Source organism: Acinetobacter sp. S54 (assembly GCF_016624945.1).
Lineage (GTDB): Bacteria > Pseudomonadota > Gammaproteobacteria > Pseudomonadales > Moraxellaceae > Acinetobacter.
In genome coordinates, this window is the sequence record NZ_JACVUI010000004.1 from 244,265 (window position 1) to 261,476 (window position 17,212).

Consider the following 17,212-nt stretch of genomic DNA (forward strand, 5'->3'; position numbering starts at 1 on the left):
ACATAAACAATTAAAAATAAAATATTTAATAGATAGATAGATCGGCTAAATATAAATATTAATTATTCTAATGATTAGGCGTTCCTAATTCAGATTGGGGATGCTACAAAACACAAAATCAGTAACTCTTAAACTTAATAATAAAGAAAGTGAGAGGTTAAAATAATGGAATGGCTACAAAGTGTATTAAAACATAGTCCAGAGATACTCCTATTTCTATCTCTCGCGATTGGATTCTGGATTGGCAAATTCCAGATAGGAAAATTCCAGCTGGGTGGCGTTGCAGGCTCTTTGCTGGTTGCAGTAGTGCTGAGCCTAGTCGGTGTATCTGTTGATAATGGTGTGAAATCTATCCTTTTCGCATTATTTATATATGCAGTCGGTTTTGAAAGCGGTCCACAATTTTTCAAATCGCTTGGTCTGGAATCTATTAAGGAAATACTACTGGCAGGGTTCATGGCAATCTGCGGATTAGTCACTGTTCTGATCATGGCCAAAATTTTCCATTTAGATAAAGGTTTGGCCGCTGGTCTGGCTGCAGGTGGCATGACTCAATCAGCAATTATCGGTACAGCCGGTGATGCATTATCTCGACTTGATTTACCTGTAGATGAAATTTCCCGATTACAAGCAAATGTGGCCATCGGTTATGCGGTAACTTACATTTTTGGCTCATTAGGGGCAATTATTGTTTGTTCTAATATTTTGCCTAAATTTATGGGTAAAGAAATTCGCGATGACGCAATCAAAGCTCAGTCCGAGTTGCTTAAAGGAGCGATTGAATTAGCTCCTGGTCAGGAAATGGCGATGCCAGAGATTGTCGGTCGTATTTATAAAGTAGAACACGCTTCGGGTAAATCCATTGCTTCTCTTGAGGCTGAGGCTGGAAGTATTACGATTGAAAAGCTAAAACGTAAAGATCAATTAATTGATGCTAGCCCAGAAACTGTTCTTCAAACAGATGATATCGTATTGGTTGTAGGTCGTCGTCCGGCGGTTGTGGCTATGTCAACTGAGATTGGTTCAGAACTTCAGTCATCGACGGGTATGGAAATGGTGATGGATACGACTGATATCATCCTGAAACATTCTAAATATATCAATCGTACTCTGGCTGACTTAAAGGCCAATACACCACCTTATCTCAAACACGGCATTTATATTATTTCGATTAAGCGAAATGGTGAAAAAATTGTATTAACTGACGATGTCATTTTTCAACGTGGCGATATTGTAACCGTGTACGGTACTCAAAGTGATCTTGCGCGAGTCATTAAAGAGGCAGGTCAGGCTTTACCAGAAAGTCTGAAAACCGATTGGGTTTTTCACGGCGCTGGTATTGCAGTAGGTTTAATCATTGGATTAATCGTGGTTCGTCTTGGTGGTATTCCATTGACATTGGGTGCAGGCGGCGGCGCTTTGCTTTCAGGTCTGGCTTTTGGTTGGTTGCGTAGTCGAAATGAGTTACATGGAAATATGCCACTTGCAGCTTCTCAACTTCTTCGTGATTTAGGCTTGGCAGGTTTTGTTGCGGCTGTCGGTTTGCAATCTGGCCTACAAGCAATTCAAACCATTAAAGAAAGTGGTTTATCTTTGTTCCTGATCGGTGTCGTAGTCACGATAGTCCCTCTCATACTAACGATGCTGTTTGGACGTTACATTCTTAAATATAACAATGTCGCAGTATTTGCTGGCGCACTTTCAGGTGCTCGTAGTGCCAATCCTGCGTTTGGTGAGGTTTTGGATAAAGCCGGTAACTCAATTCCAACCGTTCCCTTTGCGATTACATATGCCTTAGCCAATGTATTTTTAACGTTATTAGGGCCTTTGATTGTGGGACTGGCGTAGAAATTAATTCATCAATTTTCTAATTTACAATAAATAAGGAGTTTGCTCTCATGGCAAATATAGACTATTCAAAATATGCAAAACTCAGTCCATTTGAATTAAAAGATGAATTGATCTCTTTAGCACAAAGTAAAACAGATCGCATGATGCTCAATGCAGGTCGCGGAAATCCCAACTTTTTAGCGACCATTCCACGTCGTGCCTTTTTTCAGTTAGGTTTGTTTTCTGCCACTGAATCTGAGTTTTCTTTTTCTTATATGCCAGAAGGGTTAGGCGGTTTTCCTCGTCCAGAGGGATTACAACAACGCTTTGATCATTTCGTGCTTGAAAATCGTGATAAGCCAGGCGTGGTTTTCTTAGGAAAAGCCGTTTCCTATGTGCGTGATCAGTTAGGTTTAGATCCTGATAAATTTTTGCTGGAAATGGTAGAGGGAATTTTAGGTTGTAATTATCCTGTTCCAGATCGTATGTTGCGTATCAGTGAGTCTATCGTAAAGGAATATATCCTGCGTGAAATGGGCGTTAAAGGAATGCCAAAAGAATCACTGGATCTTTTTGCAGTGGAGGGCGGAACTGCTGCAATGGCATATATTTTTAATTCTTTAAAAGAAAATAAGCTCATCGATTATGGTGACAAAATTGCCATCGGTGTACCTGTTTTTACGCCTTATCTTGAAATTCCTGAATTGAATGACTACCAGTTGGAAGAAGTGTTGATTCATGCTGATCCAAATATGGGATGGCAATACCCTGAATCAGAGCTGCGTAAGCTTGAAGATCCAGCAATTAAAGCCTTTTTCTTGGTCAATCCAAGTAATCCACCTTCCGTGAAAATGAGTGATGAAGGTTTAGCTATTCTGGCAGATATTGTAAAAAAACGTCCTGATTTAATTCTTTTGACAGATGACGTGTACGGTACATTTGCGGATAATTTCAAATCTTTATTTGCTGTTTGTCCTGAAAACACCATTTTAGTGTATTCATACTCCAAGTATTTTGGTGCAACAGGTTGGCGCTTGGGGGTTATCGCAACAGCGAAAGAAAATATTCTCGATAAAAAAATTGCAGCTTTATCGAAAAAAGATAAGGCTGACTTGGAAAAACGTTATGGATCATTGACCACCGATCCTGCCAGCATCAAATTTATTGATCGTTTAGTTGCGGACAGTCGTAATGTTGCCTTGAATCACACTGCAGGTCTTTCAACGCCACAGCAAGTTCAAATGGTGTTATTTTCACTGTTTAACATGATGGACTCTCGTCAAAACTACAAAAAAGCAGTCAAATCTGTGGTTCGTGAACGTGATGCTGCTTTATATCGTCAATTGGGTGTGGATGTCCCACAAGATCCAAATGCGGTAGATTATTACACCTTGGTCAATCTGGAAAATACTTCACGTCAACTTTATGGTGATGATTTCGCGGATTGGGTCATGAAAACCAAAAACCCGACCGAATTGTTATTCCGTGTCGCAGATGAAACGGGTGTGGTGTTATTGCCAGGTTCTGGTTTTGGTGTTCAACACCCATCTGCACGTGCATCTTTGGCAAACTTAAATGAATTCCAATATGCTGCGATTGGTGACTCACTACGCCGTTTTGCAGAAGAGTCCTATCAGGAATATTTAAAAACGCGCAAGAAAAAATAAGCGACTATAAAAATACGTCCTGTCCCTGATATATGAAAATGTATCAGGGATTTTATTTTTTAATGCATCAGGAATGCTTTAATTTATTTGATATTTCACAAAGCAAGTGTATTTTTAAGGAAGATCTGACTATAAAGTTCTCAACTGTAGAACAATAAACGGTGATTTTTAGTGTAAAAATTATTAGCATCTTGAAGTTTAACGATAGAACAACAACATCGAAAAGGAAGTAAAAATGCTAGCTTATGATGCTGATCTGGAATTATTTCGCGATAATTTTAAACGTTATATGAATGAGCAGATTGCTCCGCATTATGATCAATGGGAACGTGAAGGTATCATGCCACGTTCAGTATGGTCATCGCTGGGTGAAAATGGTTTTTTATGTGTCGATGTGCCTGAAGCTTATGGTGGCTATGGCGTACCTACACACTACTCTTTAATGTTGGTTGAAGAATCTGCCCGTGCAGGTTACGGAGCTTTATCAACAGCAATTTCATGTCATTCAGAAATTGCTGCGCCTTATATTCTGCATATTGCAAATGAAGAACAAAAGCAATATTGGCTGCCTAAAATGGTGAGTGGTGAAGTGGTTGGTGCGATTGGTATGACGGAACCAGGAGCTGGTTCTGATTTACAAGCGATGCGTACCAGTGCGATTTTGCAAGATGATCATTATATTCTCAATGGTTCTAAAACGTTTATCTCAAACGGTCAACATGCAGACTTGGTTGTACTTGCAGTCAAAACAGATCCGCAGGCACGTGCTAAAGGCGTATCACTGTTACTCGTCGATACTCATCTGGACGGTTTTAAAAAAGGCACGAATCTCGATAAAATCGGGCTGCACTCACAGGATACCTCTGAACTTTTCTTTGACAATGTCAACGTTCCAAAAGATCAGTTATTAGGGCAGCCTGGACAAGGTTTTGCTTATCTGATGCAGGAATTACCACGTGAACGAACTGCCATTGCAGCTACAGCTTTAGGTGCAATTCGTGGTGCGATTGATGTCACCATCAAATATGTTAAAGAGCGTCAGGCTTTTGGTCAGCCCATCGCAAACTTTCAAAATACACGTTTTGTTTTGGCGCAGGCAAAAATTGATGAGCTAGCAACAGCAGCCTTTTATAATCAAAACCTTGCTTTGTATCAAGACGCAAAACTGGATGTAGAGACGGCAGCAGCTCTGAAAAGCTTTAGTACCGATATGCAAATGAAAGTTGCTGACAATTTACTGCAACTGTTTGGCGGTTATGGTTATATGACTGAATATCCAATTTCACGTTTCTTTGTTGATGCTCGTATTCAACGTATTTATGGGGGAACCAATGAAATTATGAAAGAAATTGTAGCGCGTGGCATTATTGGAAAAGCATAAAAGTCATGTAAAAATATTTAAAAACGGTAGATCATCATCTACCGTTTTTTTTTGTAAGAAGTACTATAACCGCAATACTTTCAAGGTCTCATCGACAAATTGGGGAAATAACTCTGGACTACGTGAAGAGATATATAAGTTATTGTCATTGACTACATCTTGATCCAGACAAACCGCGCCTGCATTTTCCAGCTCATCTAAAATGGTTTGAATCGCACAAATACGTCGTCCTTTAACCACTCCGGCATGCATTAATAGTTGTGGTGCATAACAGCAAATAAAAATGGGTTTTTGTAGATTGGCAAAGCGTCTTACAAAAAAAACAAAACGCTCATCATTTCTCAGGGCTTCTGGAGATTCACCGCCTGGAATAAGCAGCGCATCAAAATGATGAACATTACTATCATCGATTCCTAAATCAATAGTTGTTGAGGTTTTACGTTGAATGCCATAAACAATATTACCTTCATGATGTTCAATATTAATAACTCGATGACCGGCAGCACGATAAGCATGGACGGTTTCACAATATTCAAGATCTTCAAAATCATGAGTGACTAAAGCGGCAATTGTTTTTGGCATTTTTATTCTCCCTTTTTTCAGGAAGGTTTTTATAGGAACTTAATACAATACGGCTTGAATGAAAAAACAACATTGACGCTTTGTATTTAAAGCGTCATGAATTGTAATTCTAAAATAAAAAATAAGGATAATGAATGACTTAATTTTCATTAAATAATTTGCTGCAATTTTCAGAGCCATTACAGGCAGCAAATAAAATGGCTTTAGGTAGGCTTGCATACATATTGGTAATGTGTTGCTCAGCTGGATGCCTAAAATGCCAATATTTAAGTTGGTCTGATCTTAATGCTTCAAAATCTTCAAAGAAATTGGAACTGGTATTGGCAGGCTGAGAACCTCTCGGCGGGCGTCCACGTCCTTCTGCTGTGCCTACGGTTGTCATCACTAAAATCGGTGTTTTAAAATCAGTCTTTTTTTGCTTGAATTGTTGCAGTTCTTTGGTTAACACACTTTGATCAAACCATAAAGAGGGACTAGCTGCAATATAACGATTAAAGCTTTGCGGGTGCTTGAAAAAGGTATCGAGCGTAAACAATCCACCAAATGAATGACCAAATAAAGTTTGTTGTTGAGTATTAATCTGAATACCTTGCTGGATTCGGGGTTTCAATTCATTTTGGATGAATTTTAAAAAATTATCTGCACCACCGTATTGGTATCGTTCATCCTTTTGGGGATCACTTTTAGGTAAGGGAGTATAGTCAAGCGCACGTTGCTGACCAGAGAACTGGGTTTCACTCGGATAGCCAATCGTTACAATCACCACTGGATCAAGTCCCATTTTTTCAGAACCACCGCCAAGCGACTGGGCAATGCTACTGGCACTATTAAATACTGCATTACCATCCAGCATATATAGAACTGGATATCCTGTTTTAGGAGCTGGTGTATAAGGAATATAAACCTGAATAAAATATTCGTTTGGCGTATATTTTGACTTCATTGTGAATTGCTGAGTTGTACCTTTACGCTGTAAGTCCAAACGCGGGCCTTCAGATTGAGAGGTTTTGGGAGCAATTGTGGCGCTGGTTTGTGAATAAGACAATGAGCTTACCCCCCAAAGTGATAGGCTAAGCAAGGTACAAACGAAAGGTTTTAGCATAATAGATCATTAAATGAGATTGATTCTTAATAATTTGTATTAAAGCATAAAAAAGAAAGATGTGAAGGTAAAAATAGGATTTTATCGATTTGACTGATCCTGATGCTATAGCAAACATGACAAGTCTTGATATACTGTCGAAAACCATTTGCAGGGGCTGCATTCCAATGATCCATGATGATCAGAACTCGTCAACTTCTCTCGATTTACAACAAATTCGCAATGATATTGATTCTGTAGATCAGCAGATTCAGGAACTCATTAATCGTCGTGCAAGTCTGGCTGAAGCTGTCGCTAAAGCAAAATTTGCTGCCGAAGAGAATCCGTTGTTTTATCGACCAGAACGTGAGGCACAAGTTCTGCGCAAAGTCATGGAACGCAATAAAGGGCCCTTATCCGACACTACAATGGCACGTTTATTTCGTGAAATCATGTCGGCTTGTCTGGCATTGGAAGCACCACAAAGTATTGCATTTTTAGGTCCAGAAGGGACTTTTACCCAGTCTGCAGTACTCAAACATTTTGGTAAAGATGCGATCGTGCGTCCATTACCGACGATCGATGAAGTATTTCGTGAAGTTGAAGCGGGTAGTGCGCATTATGGTGTGGTTCCTGTTGAAAATTCATCTGAAGGAATTGTCAACCATACCTTGGACTGTTTTAAAACGTCACAGCTTAATGTGATTGGTGAAGTGGAACTCCGCATTCATCACCAATTTCTAGTTTCCGAAAATACACGCAAAGACAGCATTAAACAAATTTATGCACACCAACAAACATTGGCTCAATGCCGCCAGTGGCTAGACGCACATTATCCGGGTGTTGAACGTGTGGCATTAAACTCAAATGCTGAAGCTGCGCGCCGTATTCGTAACGAATGGCATTCGGCCGCGATTGCTTCTGACATTGCAGCTTCACTTTATAATCTCGAAATTTTACATAGCAATATTGAAGATAATCCAGAAAATACCACGCGTTTTCTGGTAATTGGCCGTGAAAAAATTCCGCAAAGTGGCAATGATAAAACCTCACTTTTAATTTCTGCCCATGACCGAGCTGGTGCATTACTCGATATTCTGGCGCCATTTGCCAAACATGGCATTAGTTTAACCAGTATTGAAACACGTCCAGCTTTACCTGAAAAATGGGCCTATGTGTTTTTTATCGATTTGGAAGGGCATATTGATCAGGAAAATGTTGCGGCAGCTTTAAACGACATACGCCCAACAGTCAAAGAGTTACGTGTATTGGGTTCTTATCCAGCAGCTGTATTATAATTTTGTCATTACAAAGTAATGACGTTATTCTTTTAAATATTGCTCTACGGGATAAGATAAACACATGATGCCTGAACCTTTATTTCATAAAGTCGCATTTATCGGACTGGGTCTGATTGGTTCGAGTCTGGCACGAGTCATACAGGCTGAACATTTAGCCACGTCAGTCGTGGCTGCAACTCGTTCCAAAAAAACTCTGGAAGATGCCAAAGCGCTGGGTTTGATTGATACGGGTTATGAAAGTCCTGTTGAGGCAGTGCAAGATGCAGATTTAGTTATATTGGCTTTGCCTGTTCGCGCGACGCAAAAAATTCTTGAACAGATCAGACCTTACTTAAATGAGCATGCAATTTTAACGGATGTGGGAAGTACCAAAGGGAATGTGGTTGCCGCAGCTAAAGCCGTTTATGGCGAGTATTTACCAGCAGGTTTTGTGCCGGGACATCCTATTGCAGGAAGTGAACATACGGGTGTCCACGCAGGTAAAGTAGATTTATTTGCTCACCATAAAGTGATTTTAACGCCGCTTCCAAGCAGTGCAGATTGGGCAGTTGAAAAATTAGTCCAGCTTTGGTCTGCTGCCAAGGCCGAAGTGATTTGTATGGATGTGGAAAAGCACGACGAGGTTTTGGCACACACTAGTCATTTACCACATTTAATGGCCTTTAATCTGGTTGAGCAATTGGCGAATCGTGAAGATAATCTCGACATTTTTCGTTATGCGGCAGGTGGTTTTCGTGATTTCTCTCGGATAGCCGCAAGTGATCCGCAAATGTGGCATGATATCTTCTTTGCCAATAAAACGGCAATCCTTAAAGCAGTTGATGGTTTTGAACAACAGCTTGCTGAGCTTCGACAACTGATCGAAGATGAAGACTCGCATGCGCTAATGGGGCTGCTTGGGCATGCTCAGGCTGCACGTCAACATTTTAATCATATGTTAGCTCAGAAACCCTTCATGGAGAAAAATAAGGTGACACAGCAATTTAGTATTCTACCGGGAAAAAAATCATTTCAAGGTAAATTTACCGTACCGGGTGACAAATCTGTGTCACATCGTTCCATTATGTTTGGTGCGATTGCAGAAGGAACTACGCACGTAACGGGCTTCCTTGAAGGTGAAGATGCTCTGGCGACTTTACAGGCGTTTCGTGATATGGGCGTTAGTATTGAAGGACCTAAAAATGGTGAAGTCACTATTCACGGGGTAGGCATGCAGGGCTTAAAAGCTCCTGTGGGCGCCTTATATATGGGTAACTCAGGCACCAGTATGCGTTTGTTGTCTGGAATGTTGTCGGCACAAAAGTTTGATTCGGTGATGACTGGCGATGCTTCACTTTCAAAGCGTCCAATGGAACGTATTGCCAAGCCACTTCGCTTAATGGGTGCTCAGATTCAGACTACAGGTGAAAAAGGAACGCCACCTGTGAGTATTACGGGGGCTCAAAAGTTAAAAGGTATTCATTATGATTTACCGATGGCTTCTGCCCAAGTCAAATCAGGTATTTTGTTGGCAGGGTTATGGGCTGAAGGGGAAACTTCAGTGACTGAACCTGAACCAACGCGTGATCATACCGAGCGTATGCTACGTGCCTTTGGCTATGAAGTGAAAACTGAAGGCAATAGGATTTCACTGAATGGCGGTGGTAAATTAATGGGGACGGATATTCAGGTTCCATCTGATATTTCATCTGCCGCATTTTTTATGGTTGGTGCTGCAATTACTGAAGGTTCAGACGTGACTTTAGAGGCAGTGGGGATTAACCCAACTCGTACGGGTGTAATTGAGATTTTAAAACAGATGGGTGCCGACCTGACTGTGGAAAATGAACGTATTGCTGGCGGTGAACCGATTGCAGATATTCGTATTCGTGGTACACGTACATTGAAAGGTATTCATATGCCTGAAGACCAAGTACCACTTGCCATTGATGAGTTTCCTGCATTATTTATTGCGGCGGCATGTGCGGAAGGTCAAACTATTTTAACTGGTGCGGCAGAATTGCGTGTTAAAGAGTCAGATCGTATTCAGGTAATGGCAGATGGCTTGAAAATTATGGGAATCGATTGCAGGCCAACCGATGATGGTATTGTCATCGAAGGCAAAGGAAAATCAGGCGATTGGTCATTTATTTTTACTGGCGGTGAAATTGAATCGCATCATGACCATCGTATTGCCATGAGTTTTAGCATGGCAGGTTTACGTGCCTCTCAAGAAATTAAAATCTTAGGTACCGAAACTGTTGCAACGAGTTTCCCGACCTTTACTGAATTGGCTAATCGTGCGGGCTTAACCATTCAAGTCAGCCAATAATTTAAAAAGCATCCTCCGCTATACTGCTTAACATAAAAGCGACACAGCAGCAAAGTTTCGGCTTGGCTGCTGTTTGTTTATTGATTTATGCTAAATAGCAGTCATAACTATAAATGCAGGGTGCAGCATGAGAAAACTACAATTTATTGCGAATTGTCCTAATCACTATGATGGACATGAGGTCAATGAATGCCGTATTACTCAGGAATATGTGGCCGCACTTTTATTTAAGCAACTTGGTGAGTATGGTTTTGATGCGCAGCACATTGCGCATGAACATCAAAAAGTTGAAGTCAATATTGAAAACCATCAACTTCCTTTATCAGTAACTTGTACGCAAAAAAACAAGGATGGACAGTTGATGTGTGAGATCACTGCAAATCCAAGAGCAGAACAAGATTGGTTTGAAAAAATAGAAACTCAGAGTGTAATACGTCAATTGGCACAGGCAGTTGAAAATAGCTTAAAGTCAGATCAGACTTTTACAGCTTTTGAATGGAAAAATTAATACCACAATAAATGCTATTCGCCTGACAAACAGAGGTGTATATTTTCATGTATCTATAGATGTTTTAGAGTTATAACTACATGCAACCTTTCGATTTTTCTCAGCTTTCTCCCCCATTGGTTTGGAAACATTTTCAGACGTTATGCAATATTCCGCGACCCTCTAAACAAGAACAAAAACTGCGTGATCATCTTCAAACATGGGCAAAACAACGTGGTTTGGAAACTTATATTGATCAGATAGGTAATCTGATTATTCGTAAATCTGCGACTCAAGGCAAAGAGCAAGTCACTGGTGTTGTTTTGCAGGGACATCTGGACATGGTGACGCAGGCCAATTCAGGTACTATCCATGATTTTAATAAAGATCCAATTCAACCTGTGCTGGAACAGGGCTGGTTGATTGCTAAAGATACAACACTAGGTGCTGATAATGGTATTGGTGTGGCTTTGGCCTTAGCTGTTCTGGAATCTGATGATATTTCACATGGTCCAATTGAAGTTCTGCTCACTATAGATGAAGAAGCAGGCATGAGCGGTGCTCGTTTATTGGAAAGTGGTATTTTAAAAAGTAAATGGTTATTTAATATTGATACCGAAGAGTGGGGGGAACTCTATTTAGGTTGTGCAGGTAGTCAGGATGTTGAAGCTCAACAGAAATTGACTTATATCGCAACACCTCGATCTGGACTGAAAACGATTGAAATTTCGGTTTCTGGCCTTAAAGGTGGGCATTCTGGAGTAGACATTCATCTGGGACGAGGCAATGCCAATGTCATTCTCATTCAATTGTTACATCAGCATTTATTTGAGTTAGGTGGGTATCTGGTTGAGTTTAGTGGCGGAAGTGCACGGAATGCCATTCCGCGTGAAGCAACTGCTTCGATCGTGATTGATGAAAGTCAAATAGAAACCTTACAAAACTATGTGCAAGGTTATGAAAAACAATATTTGGAAAAATTAAAAGGAATTGATGATCTTCTAAAAATTAAAATGGAACTTAAAGATCAATCCGTAACGGAAGTGATTCACCCCCAGCAACAAACTTCGTGGTTAAGTGCTTTAGCGACTTGTCCTTATGGCGTGGCAAAAATGAGTGAAGTATTGGAAAATGTGGTTGAAACTTCAAATAATATTGGCGTGATCCAGCTCACTCAACAACACGCCAAAGCCTTAATTATGGTGCGCTCAATGTTGAATAGCGAAGCGACTCGTTTTTCTGAAGAGATTGCAGCGCATTTTAGCAAATTAGGTATAACATCTGAGCTTGCACCTTTAGTATCGGGGTGGACACCTAATCCTGAATCTGCGGCTTTAAAATGTTTACAGCAAGCTTATCGGACTACTTTTAATATTGAGCCACATTTAAAAGTGATTCATGCGGGTTTGGAATGTGGCATCATTGCTGAACATTATCCTGACTTACAAATGGTGTCATTTGGCCCTGATATTCAAGGAGCGCATGCGCCAGGTGAACGAGTCAAAGTCGATACTGTAGAAAAGTGCTGGAAATTATTGGTCGCTGCTCTGGAAAGTGTAAAATAGAAAATGAAAGAATATGATTCTGGATTGAGACAACTCATCTTGATCCGGAGTCATTTCATTATGATCATCTAGATTTTTTGCGACAATTGATATTTAGATAAACGATAATCACAAACAAAATCCCAAATTAGCTTTCATATTGAAAGTGTTATAGTCTAACGTATTATTCATTTATACGTTTATTGAGGTTTTTATGCTTTCAGTCATTTCTCCAGCCAAGACTTTAGACTACGAAACTACATTACCAACAGATAAACATACTTTACCAAGATTATTGGATCAATCCGAGCAATTGATCGAGGTTTGCCGTGAATTATCAGCTTCACAAATTGCCAGTCTAATGAGTGTCAGTGAAAAGATCGCGAATCTGAATACAGATCGTTTTCGTGATTGGACACCTGATTTATCGCTTGCAAATGCACGGCAAGCGATTTATGCCTTTAAGGGTGATGTATATACAGGTCTGGATGCATATAGTCTAAAGCAGGCAGACATTGAATTTGCCCAGACGCATTTGCGCATGTTATCTGGCTTATATGGGCTGCTGCGTCCACTCGATTTGATGATGCCGTATCGTTTGGAAATGGGAACTAAATTGCAAAATTTACGTGGACATAATCTGTATGAATTTTGGGATAATCAAATTACTCAATTAATTATCAAGGATCTTGAACATACCAAAACGGATATTCTGGTTAACATCGCTTCCGATGAATACTATAAATCGGTCAATGAAAAATTAATTGATGCACAAATTATTAAGCCAGTTTTTCTAGATCAGAAAAATGGTAAATATAAAGTCATCAGTTTTTATGCGAAAAAAGCTAGAGGTTTAATGGCACGATTTATTATTGAAAATAAACTAGAAAAAGCTCAGGATTTGAAAGCATTTAATAGTGACGGTTATTATTTTGATACTGATAATTCCACTGAGCTTGAACTGGTGTTCAAACGCGATGAACAAGCTTAATCGTTAATGATAAAAGGAGTGGGTGATGTGGGACGAGATACTTCATCGCTCATGGTGGCGTTTAGAGCAAACTTATCATTTTAATGCTAGTCAGAATCTTCTGGACTTATTAAAAAAGGCTTATTCCGAACCACAGCGTGCCTATCATACCTTACAGCATTTAAGTGAGTGTTTGCTTAATTTCGAACAAGTTCAGAGTTCGCTTGATGATCCATTTGCGGTTGAATTAGCCCTGTGGTTTCATGACGCTGTTTATGATCCTCAAGCTTCAGATAGTGAAACGTGCAGTTCGCAATTATTTCGAGATTCATTAAAAAGTGATTTAGCTCCAGAACTTTTAGTCAAAATCTCTCAATGGATTATCGCGACCAAGCAACATCATTCCCAATGATGATCATGATTTAAATATGTTATTAGATATTGATTTAGCAATTTTGGGAGCAAAGCCTGAACGGTTTATTGAATATGAACAACAGGTTCAAGATGAATATCGCTGGGTTAAACCAGAAATTTACCGAGTCAAACGTAAGCAGGTTTTAGACTATTTTTATGACCAACAGCCTTTATATCAAACTCATTTCTTTCAACAAAATTTTGAAAAACAGGCAAAAGAAAATCTTAAATTTGCTTTGAAATAAAAAAGTCCTCCATAACACGGAGGACTTTTTTAATTTTACTCAATTAATTTTTTGCATCTTGTTTGACATCTTTTGCTGTGTTTTCAACAGAAGTAGCAGCATCGTGAGCAGCTTCACGTGTTGCAGCTTCTGCTTTATCAGCAGCGTGTTCTGTTGAAGCCGCAGCGTGATCGGCAGCAGCGTCAATTTTTGCAACTGCATTGTCAGTAGCAGCATCAATTTTTGCAGCAGCGTCAGAAGTCGCATGTTCAACATCATGGCTAGCTTGAGTTGCTGCATTTTCAAGATGTTCGCCTGTAGTTGCCCCAGTTTCTGGTGCTTTTTGTTTATTACAGCCGACAAGGGCAACAGTTGCAGCAAGACCAATAATCATCGCTAACTTATTCATTGTGTATTTCCTTTTTAATTGTGGCATCCAGAAAAGTTTGGATTGTTAAATTGTAAGCGTAATAACTTTGTGATAACGATTTTTATTTGTAAACAAAATGTTAAAAAATGCAATAAAAAAAAAGGCTTATCCTTCGAAGAGGGATAGGCTTATAAACCATATCAGGTTTTAAAAAGAAGTTGCTTTAATCATTCCGGATAAGATAATCAAACGCAGAGAGAGAAGCCTTTGCACCTTCACCCTAAGCGTGGAACGAGAAAAATCCATAAAAAGTCCGATCTGGTAGGATTGGACTGATTATACTTAGATAAGTAATTGATTTTAATAAAATTAATAAAATAATTTCGCATAAGGCGTATTATGTTAATTTTATAGTTCATTAAGAGTTTTATTCTTCTTTATCTAAATAAATAACTCCTAAGTCAATTTTTTTATAATGCCTAAAATCTTTCTTATCGACAGGTATTCTTTTATATTTTTCTTCAGAATAATCAACGTCTTTTAATTTAAATCCATCAATGCTAATGTAAATTAGTGAAGGTATTTTGTAATAGTTATTCATATCAGGGCGAAAAAAATAATATTTTTTTATAATTGGCTTTAATGTAAAACTACCATCGCTGTTTAAAGCTATATTAGGAGCATTATTAGGAGTCAAACCATTAAACCCAATTAAACCTTTTTTTCCACTGAGAGGTTTATTTGTAATACTACTATAAATATATCCTGTTACTTCTGGTGTGACATAAATTTCTTTTTGTACACAAGAAGTTAGAAAAAATGTCATTAAAAAAATCAATATAATGCTAGCTTTCTTATTCATTTTTTTGAAATTCCTGAAATAATTAGTAACCCAGTCACGTCCTTTTTATTTGCAACCATATTTTTATCCCAGTTCGGAATTCCTGTTAAATTTCCTTCAGCATACTTCATTAGATCTATCTCTCCTGAAGTTGTATAACTAGTTCCTGATTTAGGAACTTGCCAAACTTCTGATGAACCATGATGCGTTATAGAATCCATAACACCACCATAAGCTTCTACAATTGCATGGCCAGTTTCGTGAGCAATAGTCTCTTTAAATGACTTATCAGAAACTGCTTCTGGATAGAACCCCCATGTTGTTCTATCAAAATATAAATATCCAGTCATGTAAGCCGTTTTCCTTGAAAGAATGGAATTTGAACTTCTAAACATAGGATCATTTGGGTCAACATTAGTTATGTATGTTAGCTTCATTTCTGGCATTGCATTTGTTTTTGAATTTATTGTTTTTATAAAAACTTCATAGTCTTTACCGTTTAAAAAAATATTTTTGCCCGTAGGATGTGTTTGATTTCTACTCCAATAATAATTAATACCATCTAGTGATAATTGTAGAAGTTGAGAAAAGTTTTTAGTTTGTACTGAATATGGTTGGACTCTACGCTTTTTAATTTCTGTAACAGGAACTAATTGACCGTTATAAAGACCTTTGGCTCCTCCATCTAGAAGATTTACTCTAAGATCAATATTAATTTTTAAAGTCTTTCTATTAATATTTACATCCATCCAATCTTTATTAAAATACTTAAAATTAAAAGTCTTTTCGTCTAGAGCTATAGCGTTTCCACCATTAATACCCTGAACTCTGAATATAACACCGTTTGTACCTGTCATGAATTTACTATCATATATATCCTGAATAAATCCATCCCATTCTATTTTAAAGTCTTTACTCCCCACGAGGGCTTGGTTGATTCTTTTAACTTTTATAAATTTTCCATCTTTTTTAACTTCTAAAATAATTGCTTCAAATATTGCATTAACAGTTGAACCTTGAAAAGTAAGAATTCCATTACTAAGAGAACCATTTGACTTAGGGATACCTAAAGGGACAAATGACTTAACCATTACCTCCTTTAAAATAATTTCATTTTCCTTTATTGAATCATCCATAAAATGGTTATTTTGTGGATGATTATTAATCGGCTGAAAACCAGAAGCCATAGTCTGTCGGATTCGACTACCACTATTGCCAACCACATGACTCTGCTGAGGTTGAATTGTAGCCCCACAAGTTAACTTATCTCCTGCATAAGCAACTGCTTTACCATCCATGATGATGTGATCATGGCTTTTGATAACTTCTGACCAACATCTACATTTAGGGCAAAAATGCCCATCTCCAGCACGTACAAATAAATTCCCTTGTTGTGAACTTCTTACTTGGGTTGAAGGAATAAATCCACCGTGATCAGTTGGTGCATTATGAATCGCAAAACCCTTAGCCATGATTAATACCTTCTTGTTTTACTAAAAAACCTTCAGGAGCTTTATCACCTTTAAAAATATTAATGGCTACGGATTTATTAGGGCTATCTATAATCTCATCCCCATTTTCTAAATGACTGCCAACGAATGCAGCTGACTTCCCCTCTACAATACAAGCAACAATTCCAGCGCCTGAATTAATTTTAATGGCAAGGTAATAAATCGTTGTGGGTATATGCTGAAAATAAAGCTGTTCCGATTTGATTGTCGGGTCTATATCTTCTTGAAACATTTGTTGTAATTGTTCTATAGATAATTCATGTAAGAAAATTGGACATGCCATATATAAATTCACACAATAATTTTATTATCTAATAAATATACTGCTTTTCAAAATAAAATAAAAAAGCATCACATGGTAAATAATTTATCATTTAAAACGAATGTAAGTGTGATTCTTGATTATCATACAATTAAATGGATTATCCATGTTTCTAAAAATATTTACACTCTCTTGTAAAAAACAAAGCAGCCCAAACTACTTTGTTTCTGTGATTGAACAAATGAGCGATTAACCATTCCGGATAAGATAATCAAACGCAGAGAGGGAAGCCTTTGCACCTTCACCGGTAGCAATAATAATCTGCTTATAAGGTACAGTGGTACAGTCACCTGCTGCAAATACACCGGCTACATTAGTTTCATTTCGCTCGTTAATGATGATCTCACCACGTCCACTTAACTCAACCGAACCTTTT

14 protein-coding genes and 2 pseudogenes are annotated in these 17,212 nt (G+C 38.5%); 9 read left to right on the top strand and 7 right to left on the bottom strand.

Translation table 11 applies throughout. The features are described 5' to 3' along the window. Positions 1-162: 162 nt before the first annotated feature. The 3 genes from aspT to IAE20_RS09320 all read left to right on the top strand — a co-directional run bounded on the left by aspT (position 163) and on the right by IAE20_RS09320 (position 4,878). Positions 163-1,848: an aspartate-alanine antiporter gene (gene aspT / locus IAE20_RS09310; RefSeq protein ID WP_200482212.1), complete on the top strand. Its 1,686-nt coding sequence runs from the start codon at positions 163-165 to the stop codon at positions 1,846-1,848. A 50-nt stretch (positions 1,849-1,898) separates the two neighbouring features. Further along, positions 1,899-3,497, top strand: coding sequence for a bifunctional aspartate transaminase/aspartate 4-decarboxylase (locus tag IAE20_RS09315; protein WP_200460305.1), 1,599 nt, complete (start codon positions 1,899-1,901; stop codon positions 3,495-3,497). 235 nt (positions 3,498-3,732) lie between these two features. Continuing rightward, positions 3,733-4,878, top strand: a complete 1,146-nt coding sequence (locus IAE20_RS09320) for an acyl-CoA dehydrogenase family protein (RefSeq protein ID WP_200460304.1) — start codon at positions 3,733-3,735, stop codon at positions 4,876-4,878. A gap of 63 nt (positions 4,879-4,941) precedes the next feature. Here IAE20_RS09320 and IAE20_RS09325 read toward each other — a convergent pair whose 3' ends face one another. Then, the gene (locus IAE20_RS09325) at positions 4,942-5,460 is read right to left on the bottom strand and encodes a DJ-1/PfpI family protein (protein ID WP_200482161.1); all 519 of its coding nucleotides are present in this window, start codon (positions 5,458-5,460) and stop codon (positions 4,942-4,944) included. A 139-nt stretch (positions 5,461-5,599) separates the two neighbouring features. Then, positions 5,600-6,562: an alpha/beta hydrolase gene (locus IAE20_RS09330; protein WP_200482160.1), complete on the bottom strand. Its 963-nt coding sequence runs from the start codon at positions 6,560-6,562 to the stop codon at positions 5,600-5,602. Between the two features lie 167 nt (positions 6,563-6,729). On the opposite strand from IAE20_RS09330, the gene pheA reads away from it, so the two are divergent. From pheA to IAE20_RS09360, 6 genes and pseudogenes are all read left to right on the top strand, one after another. Next, positions 6,730-7,839: a prephenate dehydratase gene (gene pheA, locus IAE20_RS09335; protein WP_200460301.1), complete on the top strand. Its 1,110-nt coding sequence runs from the start codon at positions 6,730-6,732 to the stop codon at positions 7,837-7,839. Between the two features lie 67 nt (positions 7,840-7,906). Beyond that, the gene (locus IAE20_RS09340; protein WP_200482211.1) at positions 7,907-10,153 is read left to right on the top strand and encodes a bifunctional prephenate dehydrogenase/3-phosphoshikimate 1-carboxyvinyltransferase; all 2,247 of its coding nucleotides are present in this window, start codon (positions 7,907-7,909) and stop codon (positions 10,151-10,153) included. Positions 10,154-10,280: 127 nt separating this feature from the next. Then, positions 10,281-10,661 carry a hypothetical protein gene (locus IAE20_RS09345; RefSeq protein WP_200460300.1) on the top strand — a complete coding sequence of 127 codons (381 nt, stop codon included), beginning with the start codon at positions 10,281-10,283 and terminating at the stop codon, positions 10,659-10,661. A gap of 80 nt (positions 10,662-10,741) precedes the next feature. Continuing rightward, positions 10,742-12,205: an aminoacyl-histidine dipeptidase gene (locus IAE20_RS09350; RefSeq protein WP_200482159.1), complete on the top strand. Its 1,464-nt coding sequence runs from the start codon at positions 10,742-10,744 to the stop codon at positions 12,203-12,205. Positions 12,206-12,398: 193 nt separating this feature from the next. Next, positions 12,399-13,175 carry a peroxide stress protein YaaA gene (yaaA, locus tag IAE20_RS09355; RefSeq protein WP_200482158.1) on the top strand — a complete coding sequence of 259 codons (777 nt, stop codon included), beginning with the start codon at positions 12,399-12,401 and terminating at the stop codon, positions 13,173-13,175. Between the two features lie 25 nt (positions 13,176-13,200). Next, positions 13,201-13,813 (top strand): annotated as a pseudogene (locus IAE20_RS09360) (metal-dependent hydrolase). Positions 13,814-13,856: 43 nt separating this feature from the next. Here IAE20_RS09360 and IAE20_RS09365 read toward each other — a convergent pair. The 5 genes and pseudogenes from IAE20_RS09365 to IAE20_RS09385 all read right to left on the bottom strand — a co-directional run. Further along, positions 13,857-14,201, bottom strand: a complete 345-nt coding sequence (locus IAE20_RS09365) for a hypothetical protein (protein ID WP_200460297.1) — start codon at positions 14,199-14,201, stop codon at positions 13,857-13,859. A 388-nt stretch (positions 14,202-14,589) separates the two neighbouring features. Then, positions 14,590-15,024 carry a hypothetical protein gene (locus IAE20_RS09370; protein ID WP_200529620.1) on the bottom strand — a complete coding sequence of 145 codons (435 nt, stop codon included), beginning with the start codon at positions 15,022-15,024 and terminating at the stop codon, positions 14,590-14,592. 1,178 nt (positions 15,025-16,202) lie between these two features. Then, positions 16,203-16,475, bottom strand: a pseudogene (locus tag IAE20_RS09375) (PAAR domain-containing protein); the annotation flags it as partial. After that, entirely contained in the window at positions 16,468-16,797 is a 330-nt protein-coding gene (locus IAE20_RS09380) for a hypothetical protein (RefSeq protein WP_200460293.1), read from the bottom strand. The gene IAE20_RS09380 and the pseudogene IAE20_RS09375, both read right to left, overlap by 8 nt. Before the next feature lie 228 nt (positions 16,798-17,025). After that, positions 17,026-17,212: FAD-dependent oxidoreductase (locus IAE20_RS09385; protein ID WP_200482938.1), on the bottom strand; the 187-nt coding region annotated here is incomplete at its 5' end.

Bases quoted from the DNA above. Each gene is read 5' to 3' on its own strand.
- IAE20_RS09315 (WP_200460305.1), top strand. From the start codon at position 1,899: ATGGCAAATATAGACTATTCAAAATATGCAAAACTCAGTCCATTTGAA.
- IAE20_RS09320 (WP_200460304.1), top strand. From the start codon at position 3,733: ATGCTAGCTTATGATGCTGATCTGGAATTATTTCGCGATAATTTTAAA.
- IAE20_RS09325 (WP_200482161.1), bottom strand. From the start codon at position 5,460: ATGCCAAAAACAATTGCCGCTTTAGTCACTCATGATTTTGAAGATCTT.
- IAE20_RS09330 (WP_200482160.1), bottom strand. From the start codon at position 6,562: ATGCTAAAACCTTTCGTTTGTACCTTGCTTAGCCTATCACTTTGGGGG.
- pheA (WP_200460301.1), top strand. From the start codon at position 6,730: ATGATCCATGATGATCAGAACTCGTCAACTTCTCTCGATTTACAACAA.
- IAE20_RS09340 (WP_200482211.1), top strand. From the start codon at position 7,907: ATGCCTGAACCTTTATTTCATAAAGTCGCATTTATCGGACTGGGTCTG.
- IAE20_RS09345 (WP_200460300.1), top strand. From the start codon at position 10,281: ATGAGAAAACTACAATTTATTGCGAATTGTCCTAATCACTATGATGGA.
- IAE20_RS09350 (WP_200482159.1), top strand. From the start codon at position 10,742: ATGCAACCTTTCGATTTTTCTCAGCTTTCTCCCCCATTGGTTTGGAAA.
- yaaA (WP_200482158.1), top strand. From the start codon at position 12,399: ATGCTTTCAGTCATTTCTCCAGCCAAGACTTTAGACTACGAAACTACA.
- IAE20_RS09365 (WP_200460297.1), bottom strand. From the start codon at position 14,201: ATGAATAAGTTAGCGATGATTATTGGTCTTGCTGCAACTGTTGCCCTT.
- IAE20_RS09370 (WP_200529620.1), bottom strand. From the start codon at position 15,024: ATGAATAAGAAAGCTAGCATTATATTGATTTTTTTAATGACATTTTTT.
- IAE20_RS09380 (WP_200460293.1), bottom strand. From the start codon at position 16,797: ATGGCATGTCCAATTTTCTTACATGAATTATCTATAGAACAATTACAA.